We start from the raw sequence: 16,331 nt of genomic DNA on the forward strand, positions 1-16,331 counted from the left end.
GGCATTGAGCGAAGAAAATACGTACGACTCAACGAGCATTAAAGTGCTGAAAGGCCTGGATGCCGTACGCAAACGTCCCGGTATGTACATTGGTGACACCGACGATGGCAGCGGTCTGCACCACATGGTGTTCGAGGTGGTCGACAACTCGATCGACGAAGCCCTCGCCGGCCACTGCGACGACATCAGCATCATCATCCACCCGGATGAGTCCATCACCGTTAAAGACAACGGCCGTGGCATCCCGGTAGACGTGCACAAAGAGGAAGGCGTTTCCGCCGCCGAGGTCATCATGACCGTCCTCCACGCTGGCGGTAAGTTCGACGATAACTCCTACAAGGTATCCGGCGGTCTGCACGGTGTAGGTGTATCGGTAGTGAACGCACTGTCCGAAGAGCTGGTACTGACCGTACGCCGCAGCGGCAAGATCTGGGAACAGACCTACGTCCACGGCGTGCCTCAGGCACCGATGGCGATCGTTGGCGACAGCGAAACCACCGGTACCCAGATCCACTTCAAGGCCTCCAGCGAAACCTTCAAGAATATTCACTTCAGCTGGGACATCCTGGCCAAGCGCATTCGTGAACTGTCCTTCCTCAACTCCGGTGTCGGCATCGTCCTCAAGGACGAGCGCAGCGGCAAGGAAGAGCTGTTCAAGTACGAAGGCGGCCTGCGTGCATTCGTTGAATACCTGAACACCAACAAGACTGCGGTCAACCAGGTGTTCCACTTCAACATCCAGCGTGAAGACGGCATAGGCGTGGAAATCGCCCTGCAGTGGAACGACAGCTTCAACGAGAACCTGTTGTGCTTCACCAACAACATTCCACAGCGCGACGGCGGTACTCACCTGGTGGGTTTCCGTTCCGCACTGACGCGTAACCTGAACAACTACATCGAGCAGGAAGGTCTGGCGAAGAAGCACAAAGTCGCGACCACCGGTGACGATGCCCGCGAAGGCCTGACCGCGATCATCTCGGTGAAAGTGCCGGATCCGAAGTTCAGCTCGCAGACCAAAGATAAGCTGGTATCTTCCGAAGTGAAGACCGCGGTCGAGCAGGAGATGGGCAAGTACTTCTCCGACTTCCTGCTGGAAAACCCGAACGAAGCCAAGCTGGTCGTCGGCAAGATGATCGACGCGGCCCGTGCCCGTGAAGCGGCGCGCAAGGCCCGTGAGATGACCCGCCGTAAAGGCGCGCTGGACATCGCCGGTCTGCCGGGCAAGCTCGCTGACTGCCAGGAAAAAGACCCGGCGCTGTCCGAACTGTACCTCGTGGAAGGTGACTCCGCGGGCGGCTCTGCCAAGCAGGGACGTAACCGCAAGACCCAGGCGATTCTGCCGCTGAAGGGCAAGATCCTCAACGTCGAGAAAGCACGCTTCGACAAGATGATCTCGTCCCAGGAAGTGGGCACGCTGATCACCGCGCTCGGCTGCGGTATCGGTCGCGAAGAGTACAACATCGACAAGCTGCGCTATCACAACATCATCATCATGACCGATGCTGACGTCGACGGTTCGCACATCCGTACCCTGCTGCTGACCTTCTTCTTCCGTCAGTTGCCGGAGCTGATCGAGCGCGGCTACATCTACATCGCCCAGCCGCCGCTGTACAAGGTCAAGAAAGGCAAGCAAGAGCAATACATCAAAGACGACGAAGCCATGGAAGAGTACATGACGCAGTCGGCCCTGGAAGATGCGAGCCTGCACCTGAACGAAGAGGCCCCGGGCATTTCCGGTGAAGCGCTCGAGCGTCTGGTGAACGACTTCCGCATGGTGATGAAGACCCTCAAACGTCTGTCGCGCCTGTACCCGCAGGAGCTGACCGAGCACTTCATCTACCTGCCGGCCGTGAGCCTGGAAATGCTCGGCGACCACGCCAAGATGCAGGACTGGCTGGCTCAGTACGAAGTGCGTCTGCGCACCGTCGAGAAGTCGGGCCTGGTGTACAAGGCCAGCCTGCGTGAAGATCGTGAACGTGGCGTTTGGCTGCCAGAGGTCGAGCTGATCTCCCACGGCCTGTCGAACTACGTCACCTTCAACCGCGACTTCTTCGGCAGCAACGACTACAAGACCGTCGTCACCCTCGGCGCTCAACTGAGCACCCTGCTCGACGAAGGCGCGTACATCCAGCGTGGCGAGCGCAAGAAAGCGGTTACCGAGTTCAAGGAAGCCCTCGACTGGCTGATGGCCGAAAGCACCAAGCGCCACACCATCCAGCGCTACAAAGGTCTGGGCGAAATGAACCCGGATCAGCTGTGGGAAACCACCATGGACCCAAGCGTGCGCCGTATGCTGAAAGTCACCATCGAAGACGCCATTGGCGCAGACCAGATCTTCAACACCCTGATGGGTGATGCGGTCGAACCTCGCCGTGACTTCATCGAGAGCAATGCGCTGGCGGTTTCGAACCTGGATTTCTGATCCATCTCCCCATCGCTAATGCACGAATAAAAAACCAGCGCTATGCGCTGGTTTTTTTTCGGTTCTTTTTTTGGATTAAATCCTGCAAATTTTAAGACTATCCCTTCGTTGAGGAGAGACTCTTCCTACATATATCTCGATCGGTTCTATTTATCTTACAGCCGCTTCGCTAACTGCCCTACGGCATAAGTGGAGCGTTGTCAGTGTCTAGAATCGAACAGGGAACTTAGTTATGCCTACACCTGCATATTTAACGATTAATGGTAATCGACAAGGTTTGATCAGTGCCGGGGCTTTTACAGCAGACTCAGTGGGTAATACCTACCAGGAAGGGCACGAAGATCAGATTTTGGTACAGGCTTTCAGCCATCAAATCATCATTCCACGTGACCCTCAATCCGGCCAACCCACCGGTCAGCGGGTGCATAAGCCTCTCATGGTCACCAAGGTTTTCGACAAGGCATCCCCGTTGATATACAGCGCTTTGACCAGTGGCGAAGTCTTGGACAATTGTCATATTGCCTGGTATCGAACTTCCGCTGCAGGTACACAAGAACATTTTTTCAGTATTGAATTGGTAGACGCCGTTATTGTGGAAGTGAACTCCAGAATGCCGAATTGCCAAGATATGAACATGGCGCATTTCACGCAGTTGGAAGACGTACATTTCACGTATCGTAAAATCATCTGGACGCATGAAATTTGCGGCACGACGGGTTCAGATGACTGGCGTGCACCTTTGGTCAACTGACACTCGCTGGCTGCCAGGTATCGACCAGCTTGACTCGTCGATTCACGTTACGACTGCATCGTGGTATCACCAGCTGTTGCAGGCACACTCTCCAACCGATACCCATACCCATAAATCGTCAGCAACTGCCAACCCCGATCCGCCGTCAGCCCCAGCTTGTTGCGCAGGCGATAGATGTGCGTATCCAGCGGCCGTGACGACGCGACTTCTTCGTGGGGCCAGAAGCGTTCGTAAAGATACTCGCGCGACAACGGCCGACCCAGGTTACTGAACAGGCAGCGCGCCAGGCGATATTCACGCTCGGTCATGACCACGGCCTTACCCTCGCGGGTGACGGTCAGTTCAGCATCGTCGAAGGTCAGGTCATTGAAGCTCAGGACTTCGGCAGCGCTACTGCGTTGCTGGCTGTGCCGCCGCAGCACGGCGGCGACTCGGGCTTTCAGCTCGTTGGGGCGGAACGGTTTGCTGACGTAATCGTCGGCCCCGGCGTTCAGCGCCTGGACGATATCGCTCTCGCCGTCGCGGCTGGTCAGCATGATCGCGGCGGGCGGCGACTCCATGTGCTCACGGGTCCAGCGCAGCAGCGCCAGGCCGGTCAGGTCGGGCAATTGCCAGTCGAGGATCAGCAGGTCAAAGGTGTCCCGGCGCAATTGGCGCAACAGATCCTCGCCCCGTTCAAAGCTGTGCAGTGACCAAGGCTGGTCGCCTACGGCCGCCATCTGCTGCAGGGTTTGCTCGACCCGACGCAGTTCGGCGGGTTCATCGTCCAGTATCGCAACGCGCATACGCGTGGGCTCCTTGTTGCTTGGGCAGTGGCTAGCCACCATAACGGCTTGGCCTGTACGGTGAAAGTAAGCCGTCCGCCGTTGTCGACGTCCGCTATGATTCTTCGGATCTACATCCTCAGACCTGTGGCCCATGAAACCATTCACTGCCCCCTGCACTGTTCGCCATGAATAACCCGCGCCGGCGTGAAAGCCGCGAGCCGAGTCAGGTCCAGCGCCTGTTTCGGCGGCTGGTGCGCGAGTGGTTGTGGATAAGTCTAGTGCTGTTGCCGCTGACTGCCTTGTTGTCGTATCGCGCGCAGATCAACCTGCACGACGTGGTACCGATGCGGAGCACGCTGCTTTCGGTAGGGCTGGTAGCCTGCGTACTCGGATTGCTGCTGTGGCGCCCGCGCTGGGCGATCTGGGTGACATTGGGCGGTGTGGCTTGTGTGCTGCTGACCAGCGCCGGGCTGGCGGAAACCCGGCACTGGTGGTCACCGACTCCGGCGGCGCTCGGCATGTTGTTCGGCTACCTGATCTGGAACTGGCGGCGCTTGAGTGTGGTGTTGACGTACTTTGGCTGGGAGCTGGCGCGGCTGGACCGCGAGCCGAAAGTGTTCCCCGAACGGCGCCGTGCAAAATTTACCAGCGCAGACCAGTTACAGGGACAGATCATGGCGCTGGAACAAGCCATGAGCCGCACGCGCGATACCCGGCGCTTCATTGCCGACGGTCTGGAATACCTGCCGGTGGCTACACTGATCAGCGATCCCAAAGGGCAGATTCTGTTGGGTAACCGCAAGGCCCGGGTATTGTTCGATCACCCCTTGGTGGGCGACGACGTTCTTGAGCAATTGGCCCGCCTCGGTTATCCGGAATTATCCACAGCACCACGTCCGGCCTTATCAGTCCTGCCCTTGCTGGAGTTTCGCGATCACAAGGAACGCAGCTTGCGTCTGGAGCGTGCGGCACTGTTGCCGGTGGACGGCGATACGCCGATCGGCTGGCTACTGAGCCTCACCGACCTGAGCGCCGAACGCGCTGCCGAAGAACAGCGCGGGGTCTTGCTGCGGTTTCTTTCCCACGATCTGCGCGCCCCGCACTCGGCGATCCTTGCCCTGCTGGATGTGCACCGTCATCAGGCCGGAGCGGATTCTCCGCTGTTCGAGCAGATCGAGCGTCAGGTACGCCGCGCGCTGGATTTGACCGATGGTTTCGTGTTGCTGGCGCGAGCGGAATCCGAGGCTTATCAGTTCCAGCCCAGTCTGTTCGCGATGCTGGTACTGGACGTGCTGGATCAGGCCTTGCCCATCGCCCAACAGAAATGCATCCAGTTGCTGCATGACATGGATGAGCCATCCCAGGAGCGCCTGATCAACGCCGACCAGGGCCTGCTGACCCGAGCTTTGTTCAACCTGCTGGAAAATGCGATCAAGTACAGTCCTGCGGGCACCACGATTCAGTTGCGCGCCAGTTGTCATGGCGAGTGGCTGTGCTGTGAATTGACCGATCAGGGCAAAGGCATCGCTGCCGATGAACTGCCGGATCTGTTCACTCAATATCGCCGGTTTTCATCGGCGCAGGGCATCGATGGTGTCGGCCTGGGGTTGTCGATGGTCAAGGCCGTGGTCGATCATCATGGCGGCAGTATCGAATGTCACAGCGTCGTTGATCAGGGCACGACGTTCAGACTCCAGCTGCCGTTGATTGCCGAGTGAACAGGCACAAAAAAACCGGCTATATCAGCCGGTTTTTTTACTTCCGAAAAAAACTTATGCACCTTTTACAGTGTTTTATGAGCTTGAGAAATATATAGGTAAATCAATCGGTTACTTTCTATATTCAGGATTTTTCAACAAAACCGTACACAGGTTATCCACAAAAATCAGACAGCCACCTGATCACTCGCCGCAGGTGCCTGCGGTGCCGGTGGCAGAGAACCCATTTCGCGCTGAGTCTGTTCGTTCCACGCCTGTACCCGGTCGTTTAGCTCGGCGATGGCGCGCGGGCCAGTGCCTTCGGCATACATCGGCTCGCCGATGATTACGGTGATCACGCCCGGCTGCTTGCCCCAGCCGATTTTCGGCCAGAATTTGCCGGCATTGTGTGCAATCGGCAGCACCGGAAGCGCCGCATTTACCGCCAACGCGCTGCCACTGCGCGAAAACTTGCCGACGGTGCCATAAGGAACGCGGGTACCTTCAGGGAAGATCAACACCCAGACGTTATCCTTGAGCAGTTCATCGCCCTTGGCCGCGACTTGTTTGAGCGCCGCTTTCGGGTTGTCGCGGTCGATCGCGATCGGCCGCAGCATGGCCATGGCCCAACCGAAGAACGGCACGTAGAGCAATTCACGCTTGAGCACCTGGCTCAAGGGCGAGAAATAAGCAGAGAGAAAGAACGTCTCCCAAGTGCTCTGGTGGTTCGACTGAATCACGCAGGGCCGGTCTGGCACGTTTTCCGCGCCTTTGATCTCGTAACGAATGCCGAGAAACACCTTGGTCAACCACAAGGCGCAACGGCACCAGTACACGTTGATGAAACGATAACGCGCCTTGAACGGCAGAAAGGGCGCGATAAAAAAGCTCAGGCTGCACCACAGCAAGGCAGTGGTGCCCAGCAGCAGGTAAAAGAGAAAAATTCTGATGGCCTGCAGTATCGACATGGCGACGTTTACCGTTACGGGCGATGCCCGACTGTTCAAGCGCACTCCCGATCAATCCCTGGTCAGGAACTTCAGAAGCACTCTAGTTGTGGATAAGTTCTGCGGCAATCGCCGCCAGATCGTCAAAAATCAGGGTGCCGACCGGAAGGGTCTTGCCCAGAGTTTTTTCGCCTTTCCCGGTCTTTACCAAAACGGGCTGTGAATCGACGGCTTTGGCGGCCTCCAGGTCACCAAGGCTGTCGCCGACGAACCAGACATTCGTCAGCGCCACGTTGTAGTGCGCCGCGATAGTTTTCAACATGCCGGGTTTCGGCTTGCGGCAATCGCAACCCTCGTCCGGCCCGTGCGGGCAGTACACGATCAGCCCGACTTCACCGCCCTGCTCCGCCACGAGCGTGCGCAAGCGCGCGTGCATGGCGTCGAGGGTGGCGAGGTCGTAATAGCCGCGAGCAATGCCCGACTGGTTGGTAGCGACCGCCACCGTCCAGCCGGCCTTGCTCAACTGCGCAATCGCCTCGATCGAGCCGGGCAGTGGAATCCACTCCTCCACCGACTTGATGTAAGCGTCGGAGTCGTAATTGATCACTCCATCCCGATCGAGAATCAGCAGTTTCAACAGCAATCCCTCAACCCAGCAGCGAGATGTCGGCAACGCCCAGGAACAGGCCACGCAGACGCGCCAGCAACGCATAGCGGTTGGCCCGCACATTGGCGTCGTCGGCATTGACCATCACGGCGTCGAAGAACGCATCCACCGGCTCACGCAATGCAGCCAGACGCGCCAGCGATTCGTTGTACTGACGCGCTGCGGCCATTGGCTGCACCGCCTGATCCGCTTGCTGGATCGCCGAGTACAGCGAGAACTCGTTGGCGTTGTCGAAGTACTTGGCCTCGACCACGGTCGGCACCGAGCCTTCAACCTTGCTCAACAGGTTCGATACACGCTTGTTCACCGCCGCCAGCGCTGCCGCTTCCGGCAGCTTGCGGAAGGCCTGAACCGCTTGCACACGCTGGTCGAAGTCCAGCGCCGAACCCGGCTTCAGGGCACGAACCGACAGGTAGGTGGCGACATCGACGCCTTCGTCTTCGTAACGCGCACGCAGACGGTCGAAGATGAATTCCAGCACCGCGTCGTTCAGACCGGCAGCCTTGACCTTGGTCCCGAACGCCGCCACGGCGAAAGCCACGGCGTCGTTCAGATCGAGGTCGAGTTTTTTCTCGATCAGGATACGCAGCACGCCGAGGGCCGCACGGCGCAGGGCATACGGGTCTTTGCTGCCGGTTGGCAGCATGCCGATACCGAAGATACCGACCAGGGTGTCGAGCTTGTCGGCGATCGCGACAGCGGCACCGGTCAGGGTCGCCGGCAGTTCAGCACCGGCACCGCGTGGCATGTACTGCTCGTTCAGCGCCAGCGCGACGTCTTCCGGCTCGCCGTCATTGAGGGCGTAGTAGTAACCGGCGACACCTTGCATCTCCGGGAACTCGCCGACCATTTCGGTGGCCAGGTCGCACTTCGACAGCAGGCCGGCACGGGCCGCCCAGGAAGCGTTGCCGCCAATGCGTGCCGCGATGTATGCGGCCAGTTTCGATACGCGCTCGGCCTTGTCGTAGACGCTGCCGAGTTTTTCCTGGAACACCACGTTCTTCAGGCGATCATTGAAGGCTTCGAGTTTCTGCTTCTTGTCTTGCTTGAAGAAGAACTCGGCGTCGGTCAGACGTGGACGAACCACTTTCTCGTTACCGGCGATGATCTGCTGTGGGTCCTTGCTTTCGATGTTGGCGACGGTGATGAACCGTGGCAGCAACTTGCCGTCGGCATCCAGCAGGCAGAAGTACTTCTGGTTGTCCTGCATGGTGGTGATCAGTGCTTCCTGCGGCACGTCGAGGAAGCGTTCCTCGAACGAGCACACCAGCGGCACCGGCCACTCGACCAGCGCGGTCACTTCATCCAGCAGCGCCGGCGGCACGATCGCAGTGCCTTCCTGACGGGTCGCCAGTTCTTCGGTGCGCTTGCTGATGATCTCGCGACGCTCGTTGGCATCGGCCAGAACATAAGCGGCACGCAGGTCGGCCAGGTAGCTCGACGGCGAACCGATGCGCACGCTTTGCGGGTGGTGGAAGCGGTGACCGCGGGAATCACGACCAGCCTTCTGCGCAAGGATGGTGCAGTCGATGACCTGGTCACCGAGCAGCATCACCAGCCACTGAGTCGGACGCACGAACTCTTCCTTGCGCGCACCCCAACGCATGCGTTTCGGGATCGGCAGGTCGTTCAGCGAATCTTCGACGATGGTCGGCAGCAGGCTCGCGGTCGGCTTGCCGGCGATGTTCTGGCTGTAACGCAGTTTCGGGCCGCTCTGGTCGATTTCGCTCAGCTCGACGCCGCACTTCTTGGCAAAGCCCAGCGCTGCCTGAGTCGGGTTGCCTTCAGCGTCGAATGCGGCCTGACGTGGCGGGCCGTCGAGGTTGATGCTGCGATCCGGCTGCTGGGTGGCCAGCGCAGTGATCAGCACGGCCAGACGCCGCGGTGCGGCGTAGACGGTTTTGCTTTCGTAGCTCAGGCCGGCAGCTTGCAGGCCCTTGTCGATACCGGCGAGGAACGCTTCAGCCAGGGTGTTCAGGGCTTTGGGTGGCAGTTCTTCGGTGCCCAGTTCAACCAGAAAATCTTGAGCACTCATTGTGCAGCCTCCAGCTTGGCCAGTACTTCGTCACGCAGGTCCGGGGTTGCCATCGGGAAGCCCAGCTTGGCGCGAGCCAGCAGGTAGGCTTGCGCAACGGAACGCGCCAGAGTGCGTACGCGCAGGATGTATTGCTGACGCGCGGTCACCGAGATCGCCCGGCGCGCATCCAGCAGGTTGAAGGTGTGCGAGGCCTTCAGGACCATTTCGTAGCTCGGCAACGGCAGCGGCTGGTCGAGTTCGATCAGGCGCTTGGCTTCGCTTTCATAGAAGTCGAAGAGTTCGAACAGCTTGTCGACGTTGGCGTGTTCGAAGTTGTAGGTGGACTGCTCCACTTCGTTCTGGTGGAACACGTCGCCGTAGGTCACCTTGCCGAACGGACCGTCAGCCCAGACCAGGTCGTAGACCGAATCCACGCCCTGCAGGTACATGGCCAGACGCTCCAGACCGTAAGTGATCTCGCCGGTCACCGGGTAGCACTCGATGCCGCCGGCCTGCTGGAAGTAGGTGAACTGAGTCACTTCCATGCCGTTGAGCCAGACTTCCCAGCCCAGACCCCAGGCGCCGAGGGTCGGCGATTCCCAGTTGTCTTCGACGAAGCGGATGTCGTGGACCAGCGGGTCCAGGCCGACATGCTTGAGCGAGCCCAGGTACAGTTCCTGGAAGTTGTCCGGGTTCGGCTTCAGGACGACCTGGAACTGATAGTAGTGCTGCAGACGATTCGGGTTTTCCCCGTAGCGGCCGTCAGTCGGACGGCGGCTTGGCTGCACGTACGCGGCGTTCCAGGTTTCCGGGCCGATGGCGCGCAGGAAGGTCGCGGTGTGGAAAGTGCCGGCGCCTACTTCCATATCGTAGGGCTGAAGTACCACACAACCTTGCTCGGCCCAGTATTGCTGGAGCGCGAGGATCAAGTCTTGGAAGGTACGCACGGCTGGCGTAGGCTGGCTCACGAAATTCACCTGTTTCTTGGGCTGCGATTTAAAGAGCGGGAGTATACCCGATTCGTTGCTGCGCACGCCCCCTGGAGCCTTATGCCACGCTGCTTTTGGTGTACCGAAGATCCGCTGTACATGGCTTATCACGATCAGGAGTGGGGCACGCCGCTACGCGATGCGCAGGGTTTGTTCGAGTTGCTTTTGCTCGAAGGGTTCCAGGCCGGGCTGTCGTGGATCACCGTGCTGCGCAAACGCGAGCGCTACCGCGAGGTGTTGTACGGCTTCGACGTGCAGCGTGTGGCGCAGATGAGCGACGCCGAAATCGACGAACTGATGCTCGATCCGGGGATCATCCGCAACCGCCTCAAACTCAATGCCGCGCGGCGCAATGCCCAGGCCTGGCTGGCGCTGGAAGACCCGGTGGCGTTTCTCTGGTCGTTCGTCGGTGGCCAACCGATCATCAATCATTTCAAGGATCGCAGCGAAGTCCCGGCGATCACCCCCGAAGCCGTGGCGATGAGCAAAGCCCTGAAAAAGGCTGGCTTCACCTTCGTCGGCCCGACCATTTGCTACGCACTGATGCAGGCCTCGGGCATGGTCATGGATCACACTCAGGACTGTGACCGCTACGCGCAGCTGGTCAACGGCGGTTAGAATGGCCGCCTCGCGCACAGCACAAAATCAGGAGTGACCTGTGGAAAAGTTTAAAGGCGCCTTGCTGGTAGGCGCTCTGCGGCTGTTTGCCCTGCTGCCATGGCGGGCCGTGCAGGCCGTGGGTTCGGCGATCGGCTGGATCATGTGGAAAACCCCCAACCGTTCCCGCGACGTGGTGCGGATCAACCTTTCCAAATGTTTTCCACAGATGGACCCGGCCGAGCGCGAGCGTCTGGTCGGCCAGAGCCTGAAAGACATCGGCAAATCCCTGACCGAAAGCGCCTGCGCCTGGATCTGGCCGGCGCAGCGTTCGATCGATCTGGTGCGCGAAGTCGAAGGCCTCGACATCCTCAAGGAGGCGCTGGCCTCGGGCAAAGGGGTGGTTGGCATCACCAGCCACCTGGGCAACTGGGAAGTGCTCAACCACTTCTATTGCAGCCAGTGCAAACCGATCATTTTCTACCGTCCGCCAAAGCTCAAGGCTGTGGATGAATTGCTGCGCAAGCAACGCGTGCAACTGGGCAACAAGGTCGCTGCCTCCACCAAGGAAGGCATCCTCAGCGTCATCAAGGAAGTGCGCAAAGGTGGTGCAGTGGGCATTCCGGCTGACCCGGAACCGGCCGAATCCGCGGGGATCTTCGTGCCGTTCTTCGCCACCCAGGCGCTGACCAGCAAATTCGTGCCGAACATGCTCGCCGGCGGCAAAGCGGTCGGGGTGTTCCTCCACGCTCTGCGCCTGCCGGACGGTTCGGGCTACAAAGTGATTCTCGAAGCAGCGCCAGAAGCCATGTACAGCACCGATACCGAGGAGTCCTGCGCGGCCATGAGCAAAGTGGTCGAGCGTTATGTCGCGGCGTATCCGAGCCAGTACATGTGGAGCATGAAGCGCTTCAAGAAACGTCCACCGGGCGAAGCGCGCTGGTACTGAACAAGTTGGCACACTCTGTGGATAAACTGTAGGAGCTGCCGCAGGCTGCGATCTTTTGATCTTGCTCCTTCAGTTATCCACAACCGTTCATCAAAGGGCGCAACAAGATGTCCGAACAGCGCAAATCCTTCCGCATCAAAATCACCCACGACAGCTTCGGCGAATGCCTCGGGCAGACGCGCAACCTGTCGGCCACCGGCGTGTATGTGCAGCATCCGCGCTTGGCTTCACTGCCCAAAGGCGCGGTGGTTTATGGCCAAGTGCAGGATTTACCCACCGGCGCGCCACGGGTGCGAATGGAAGTGGTGACGGTGGATGCCGAGGGCATCGGCCTGCGCTATCTCTAGCCTATTGCGCCTGTCGGTCGAGTTTCTTCAGAAACACCGTCATTTCCTTTTCGGCCTGCTTGTCGCCATGGGCGCGGGCGGCTTCCAGACCCTGTTCCCACGCCTGACGTGCGGCGGCGTGATCGCCGAGTGCGAGTTGCGCCTTGCCCAATAGCTTCCACGCCGCCGAATACTTCGGATCGAAACCGACACAGCGCTGGAAATGCTCGACAGCCTTGGCGTTCTCCCCCAGATCCAGATAACCCTTGCCGAGACCGAAGCGCAGCAGTGAGTTATCCACACCCTTGGCGAGCATTTTTTCCAGGGATTCGAGCATCGATGGAGTCCTTTTCTGTGGAGTGTCAGGCGTAGATCGGTGTCAGTTACACCGCTTTCGCGAGCAAGCCCGCTCCCACAGGGGAATGCATTCCAAATGTGGGAGCGGGCTTGCTCGCGAAGAGGCCATTACAACCGACGATATTTCTGGATCAGAAGAAGCTCAGACCCACATGAAACAGCTTCTCCACATCACGAATATGCTTTTTATCCACAAGGAACAGAATCACATGGTCGCCCGTTTCGATCACCGTATCGTCGTGCGCGATGATCACTTCTTCGTTGCGGATGATCGCGCCAATCGTGCTGCCCGGTGGCAGGCCGATTTTCTCGATCGGCCGGCCGATGACCTTGCTCGACTTCGCATCACCGTGGGCAATCGCTTCGATGGCTTCCGCCGCGCCCCGGCGCAATGAGTGCACGCTGACGATATCGCCCCGCCGTACGTGAGCCAGCAAGGTGCCGATGGTCGCCAGTTGCGGGCTGATAGCGATGTCGATGTCGCCGCCCTGGATCAGGTCGACGTAAGCCGGGTTGTTGATGATCGTCATCACCTTCTTCGCCCCCAGCCGTTTGGCCAGCAACGACGACATGATGTTGGCTTCGTCATCGTTGGTCAGGGCGAGGAAGATGTCGGCGTCGGCAATGTTCTCTTCCAGCAGCAGATCACGGTCCGACGCGCTGCCCTGCAGCACCACGGTGCTGTCGAGGGTGTCGGAGAGATAGCGGCAGCGCGCCGGGCTCATCTCGATGATCTTCACCTGGTAGCGGCTTTCGATGGCCTCGGCCAGGCGCTCGCCGATCTGCCCGCCACCGGCAATCACGATGCGCTTGTAGGTTTCGTCGAGACGGCGCATTTCGCTCATCACCGCGCGAATATTCTCACGGGCGGCGATGAAGAAGACTTCGTCATCGGCCTCGATCACCGTATCGCCCTGCGGCAGGATCGGTCGGTCGCGGCGGAAAATCGCCGCGACCCGGGTTTCGACGTTCGGCATGTGCTCGCGCAACTGGCGCAATTGCTGACCCACCAGCGGCCCGCCGTAATAGGCGCGCACCGCCACCAGTTGTGCCTGACCTTCGGCGAAGTCGATCACTTGCAGCGCGCCCGGATGCTGAATCAGACGCTTGATGTAGTTGGTCACCACCTGCTCGGGGCTGATCAGCACGTCGACCGGAATCGCTTCGTTCTGGAACAGCTGTTCTTCGCGATTGAGGTAGGACGCTTCGCGCACCCGGGCGATTTTGGTCGGGGTGTGGAACAGCGTGTGCGCGACCTGACAGGCGACCATGTTGGTCTCGTCACTGTTGGTCACCGCCACCAGCATGTCGGCATCGTCGGCGCCGGCCTGACGCAGCACCGACGGCAGCGAGCCGCGGCCCTGAATGGTGCGGATGTCGAGACGGTCGCCGAGGTCGCGCAGGCGTTCGCCGTCGGTGTCGACCACGGTGATGTCGTTGGCTTCGCTCGCCAGGTGTTCAGCCAGCGAACCGCCGACCTGCCCCGCACCGAGGATGATGATTTTCATCCAGTCACTCCATTCAATCCATTTAGCCGCGCGCGGCAGCGATCTTGATCAGCTTGGCGTAGTAGAACCCATCATGCCCGCCCTGCTGGGCCAGCAATTGGCGACCATGGGGCTGTTTGATCCCGGCCGTGGTGGCCAGGTCGAGTTCGCGGGCACCGGGCGTGCGCTCAAGAAACGCGGCGATGACTTCGGTGTTCTCGGTCGGCAAGGTCGAGCACGTGGCGTAGAGCAGGATGCCGCCGACGTCGAGAGTTTTCCACAGGGCGTCGAGCAGCTCGCCTTGCAGTTGCGCGAGGGCAGCGATGTCGTCCGGCTGACGGGTCAGCTTGATGTCCGGATGGCGGCGGATCACCCCGGTGGCCGAGCACGGCGCGTCGAGCAGGATGCGCTGGAACGGCTTGCCGTCCCACCATGCTGCGGTGTCGCGGCCGTCGGCAGCGATCAGGTCGGCGCTCAGGCCCAGCCGCTCAAGGTTTTCCTTCACCCGCACCAGACGCTTGGCTTCCAGATCCACCGCCACCACGCCGGCCAGCGCCGGTTCGGCTTCGAGGATGTGGCAGGTCTTGCCGCCGGGGGCGCAGCAGGCGTCGAGCACCCGTTGGCCCGGGGCCAGATCGAGCAGATCGGCAGCCAGTTGCGCGGCTTCGTCCTGCACGCTGATCCAGCCTTCGGCAAAACCCGGCAGGCTGCGCACGTCGGCGGCGGCTTCAAGAACGATGCCGTCGCGGCTGTAAACGCACGGCGTGGCAGCGATGCCGGCGTCGCTGAGCAAGCCGAGGTAGGCGTCGCGGCTGTGGTGCCGACGGTTGACCCGCAGGATCATCGGCGGGTGCGCGTTATTCGCCGCGCAGATCGCTTCCCATTGTTCCGGCCAGAAGGCTTTCAAAGATTTTTGCAGCCAGCGCGGGTGGGCGGTGCGTACCACTGGGTCGCGCTCCAGCTCGGCGAAAATCGTCTCGCTTTCGCGCTGGGCATTGCGCAGCACGGCGTTGAGCAAACCCTTGGCCCACGGCTTTTTCAGCTTGTCCGCGCAACCGACGGTTTCGCCGATGGCCGCGTGCGGCGGCACGCGGGTGTAGAGCAGTTGATAGAGACCGACCAGCAGCAACGCCTCGACATCGGCGTCGGCAGCCTTGAACGGTTTCTGCAAAAGCTTTTCCGCCAGCGCCGACAGCCGTGGCTGCCAGCGCGCGGTGCCGAACGCCAGATCCTGGGTGAAGCCGCGATCGCGGTCCTCGACCTTGTCCAGTTGCGTCGGCAGGGAGCTGTTCAGCGAAGCCTTGCCGCTGAGCACGGCGGCGAGAGCCTTGGCGGCGGCCAGACGCGGGTTCATTGCGCGGCCACCACGGCGCCGAGCACGGTGCCGACGGCGAATTTCTCGCGACGGCTGTTGAACAGGTCGCTGAAGTTCAGCGCCTTGCCGCCGGGCAGTTGCAGGCGGGTCAGGCACAGCGCCTGTTCACCGCAGGCGACGATCAGGCCGTCCTTGCTGGCGCTGAGGATTTCTCCCGGTGCGCCTTTGCCGTCAGCCAGCGTCGCGGCCAATACCTTCAGCGCTTCGCCATTGAGGGTGCTGTGGGTAATCGGCCATGGATTGAAGGCGCGCACCAGACGCTCCAGCTCGACTGCCGGACGGCTCCAGTCGAGGCGCGCTTCGTCCTTGTTGAGTTTGTGGGCGTAGGTGGCGAGTTCGTCGTTCTGCACTTCGCCTTCGAGGGTTCCGGCGGCCAGACCGGCAATTGCCTGGACCACGGCGGGCGGGCCCATTTCGGCGAGGCGGTCGTGCAGCGTGCCGCCCGTGTCGTCGGCGCTGATCGGGGTCACGACCTTGAGCAGCATCGGCCCGGTGTCGAGGCCGGCTTCCATGCGCATCACGGTCACGCCGCTTTCGGCATCACCGTGTTCCACGGCGCGCTGGATCGGCGCCGCACCGCGCCAGCGTGGCAGCAGCGAGGCGTGACTGTTGATGCAGCCCAGACGCGGAATATCCAGCACAGCTTGCGGCAGGATCAGGCCGTAGGCGACCACCACCATCAAGTCCGGTTTCAGCGCGGCCAGCTCGGCTTGAGCATCGGCGTTGCGCAGGGTCGGCGGCTGCAACACCTGGATATTATTTTCCAGAGCCAACTGTTTGACCGGGCTCGGCATCAGTTTTTGCCCGCGACCGGCCGGACGATCCGGTTGGGTGTAGACCGCAACGATCTCGTAAGGGCTGTTCAGCAGGGCCTTTAGGTGTTCGGCGGCGAATTCCGGGGTGCCGGCAAAAACGATGCGCAGTGGCTCAGTCATGAAGGGCGTCTCATAAAAAGAAAAAGGCTTGCCGCAGCAAGCCTTTGA

15 protein-coding genes are annotated in these 16,331 nt (G+C 60.4%); 6 read left to right on the forward strand and 9 right to left on the reverse strand.

Annotated elements, in window-relative coordinates:
* The first annotated feature begins 4 nt into the window (after positions 1–4).
* Both gyrB and ACS4NR_RS21845 read left to right on the forward strand, forming a co-directional pair.
* A complete protein-coding gene (gene gyrB / locus ACS4NR_RS21840; protein WP_166495137.1) occupies positions 5–2,422 on the forward strand; it encodes a DNA topoisomerase (ATP-hydrolyzing) subunit B in 2,418 nt (805 codons plus the stop codon).
* A 232-nt stretch (positions 2,423–2,654) separates the two neighbouring features.
* The gene (locus tag ACS4NR_RS21845; RefSeq protein WP_095139789.1) at positions 2,655–3,173 is read left to right on the forward strand and encodes an Hcp family type VI secretion system effector; all 519 of its coding nucleotides are present in this window, start codon (positions 2,655–2,657) and stop codon (positions 3,171–3,173) included.
* A gap of 47 nt (positions 3,174–3,220) precedes the next feature.
* Here ACS4NR_RS21845 and ACS4NR_RS21850 read toward each other — a convergent pair whose 3' ends face one another.
* Positions 3,221–3,958: a response regulator transcription factor gene (locus ACS4NR_RS21850; RefSeq protein WP_166495136.1), complete on the reverse strand. Its 738-nt coding sequence runs from the start codon at positions 3,956–3,958 to the stop codon at positions 3,221–3,223.
* A 167-nt stretch (positions 3,959–4,125) separates the two neighbouring features.
* Between ACS4NR_RS21850 and ACS4NR_RS21855 the strand changes: the two genes are divergently transcribed.
* Positions 4,126–5,658 carry an ATP-binding protein gene (locus ACS4NR_RS21855; RefSeq protein ID WP_456018321.1) on the forward strand — a complete coding sequence of 511 codons (1,533 nt, stop codon included), beginning with the start codon at positions 4,126–4,128 and terminating at the stop codon, positions 5,656–5,658.
* A 167-nt stretch (positions 5,659–5,825) separates the two neighbouring features.
* On the opposite strand, the gene ACS4NR_RS21860 is transcribed toward ACS4NR_RS21855, so the two are convergent.
* From ACS4NR_RS21860 to glyQ, 4 genes are all read right to left on the reverse strand, one after another.
* A complete protein-coding gene (locus tag ACS4NR_RS21860) occupies positions 5,826–6,605 on the reverse strand; it encodes a lysophospholipid acyltransferase family protein (protein ID WP_095139786.1) in 780 nt (259 codons plus the stop codon).
* An 82-nt stretch (positions 6,606–6,687) separates the two neighbouring features.
* Positions 6,688–7,227, reverse strand: coding sequence for a D-glycero-beta-D-manno-heptose 1,7-bisphosphate 7-phosphatase (gene gmhB / locus ACS4NR_RS21865; RefSeq protein ID WP_456018322.1), 540 nt, complete (start codon positions 7,225–7,227; stop codon positions 6,688–6,690).
* A gap of 4 nt (positions 7,228–7,231) precedes the next feature.
* Entirely contained in the window at positions 7,232–9,286 is a 2,055-nt protein-coding gene (glyS, locus tag ACS4NR_RS21870; RefSeq protein ID WP_456018323.1) for a glycine--tRNA ligase subunit beta, read from the reverse strand.
* Entirely contained in the window at positions 9,283–10,236 is a 954-nt protein-coding gene (gene glyQ / locus ACS4NR_RS21875) for a glycine--tRNA ligase subunit alpha (RefSeq protein ID WP_003187265.1), read from the reverse strand. The genes glyS and glyQ overlap by 4 nt, the downstream gene beginning before the upstream one ends.
* Positions 10,237–10,317: 81 nt before the next feature.
* Between glyQ and ACS4NR_RS21880 the strand changes: the two genes are divergently transcribed.
* The 3 genes from ACS4NR_RS21880 (at position 10,318) to ACS4NR_RS21890 (ending at position 12,150) form a co-directional block, all read left to right on the forward strand.
* Entirely contained in the window at positions 10,318–10,875 is a 558-nt protein-coding gene (locus ACS4NR_RS21880; RefSeq protein ID WP_095139783.1) for a DNA-3-methyladenine glycosylase I, read from the forward strand.
* Positions 10,876–10,915: 40 nt separating this feature from the next.
* Positions 10,916–11,803 carry a lysophospholipid acyltransferase gene (locus tag ACS4NR_RS21885; protein WP_041073613.1) on the forward strand — a complete coding sequence of 296 codons (888 nt, stop codon included), beginning with the start codon at positions 10,916–10,918 and terminating at the stop codon, positions 11,801–11,803.
* Between the two features lie 107 nt (positions 11,804–11,910).
* Positions 11,911–12,150: a PilZ domain-containing protein gene (locus ACS4NR_RS21890; RefSeq protein WP_007960749.1), complete on the forward strand. Its 240-nt coding sequence runs from the start codon at positions 11,911–11,913 to the stop codon at positions 12,148–12,150.
* Between the two features lies 1 nt (position 12,151).
* On the opposite strand, the gene ACS4NR_RS21895 is transcribed toward ACS4NR_RS21890, so the two are convergent.
* The 4 genes from ACS4NR_RS21895 to fmt all read right to left on the reverse strand — a co-directional run bounded on the left by ACS4NR_RS21895 (position 12,152) and on the right by fmt (position 16,283).
* Positions 12,152–12,466: a tetratricopeptide repeat protein gene (locus ACS4NR_RS21895; RefSeq protein ID WP_456018325.1), complete on the reverse strand. Its 315-nt coding sequence runs from the start codon at positions 12,464–12,466 to the stop codon at positions 12,152–12,154.
* A gap of 151 nt (positions 12,467–12,617) precedes the next feature.
* A complete protein-coding gene (gene trkA / locus ACS4NR_RS21900; RefSeq protein ID WP_095139781.1) occupies positions 12,618–13,994 on the reverse strand; it encodes a Trk system potassium transporter TrkA in 1,377 nt (458 codons plus the stop codon).
* 22 nt (positions 13,995–14,016) lie between these two features.
* Entirely contained in the window at positions 14,017–15,327 is a 1,311-nt protein-coding gene (rsmB, locus tag ACS4NR_RS21905) for a 16S rRNA (cytosine(967)-C(5))-methyltransferase RsmB (RefSeq protein WP_456018327.1), read from the reverse strand.
* A complete protein-coding gene (fmt, locus tag ACS4NR_RS21910; RefSeq protein WP_204893938.1) occupies positions 15,324–16,283 on the reverse strand; it encodes a methionyl-tRNA formyltransferase in 960 nt (319 codons plus the stop codon). Before fmt ends, rsmB begins: the two co-directional genes overlap by 4 nt.
* Positions 16,284–16,331 lie beyond the last annotated feature (48 nt).

It is taken from the genome of Pseudomonas sp. JQ36, from assembly GCF_053851495.1.

What these genes read in the sequence shown, in the direction of transcription:
- ACS4NR_RS21845 (WP_095139789.1), top strand. Translation starts at nt 2,655, where the DNA reads ATGCCTACACCTGCATATTTAACGATTAATGGTAATCGACAAGGTTTG.
- ACS4NR_RS21860 (WP_095139786.1), bottom strand. Translation starts at nt 6,605, where the DNA reads ATGTCGATACTGCAGGCCATCAGAATTTTTCTCTTTTACCTGCTGCTG.
- ACS4NR_RS21890 (WP_007960749.1), top strand. Translation starts at nt 11,911, where the DNA reads ATGTCCGAACAGCGCAAATCCTTCCGCATCAAAATCACCCACGACAGC.
- ACS4NR_RS21855 (WP_456018321.1), top strand. Translation starts at nt 4,126, where the DNA reads ATGAATAACCCGCGCCGGCGTGAAAGCCGCGAGCCGAGTCAGGTCCAG.
- fmt (WP_204893938.1), bottom strand. Translation starts at nt 16,283, where the DNA reads ATGACTGAGCCACTGCGCATCGTTTTTGCCGGCACCCCGGAATTCGCC.
- trkA (WP_095139781.1), bottom strand. Translation starts at nt 13,994, where the DNA reads ATGAAAATCATCATCCTCGGTGCGGGGCAGGTCGGCGGTTCGCTGGCT.
- ACS4NR_RS21880 (WP_095139783.1), top strand. Translation starts at nt 10,318, where the DNA reads ATGCCACGCTGCTTTTGGTGTACCGAAGATCCGCTGTACATGGCTTAT.
- rsmB (WP_456018327.1), bottom strand. Translation starts at nt 15,327, where the DNA reads ATGAACCCGCGTCTGGCCGCCGCCAAGGCTCTCGCCGCCGTGCTCAGC.
- ACS4NR_RS21895 (WP_456018325.1), bottom strand. Translation starts at nt 12,466, where the DNA reads ATGCTCGAATCCCTGGAAAAAATGCTCGCCAAGGGTGTGGATAACTCA.
- glyS (WP_456018323.1), bottom strand. Translation starts at nt 9,286, where the DNA reads ATGAGTGCTCAAGATTTTCTGGTTGAACTGGGCACCGAAGAACTGCCA.
- ACS4NR_RS21850 (WP_166495136.1), bottom strand. Translation starts at nt 3,958, where the DNA reads ATGCGCGTTGCGATACTGGACGATGAACCCGCCGAACTGCGTCGGGTC.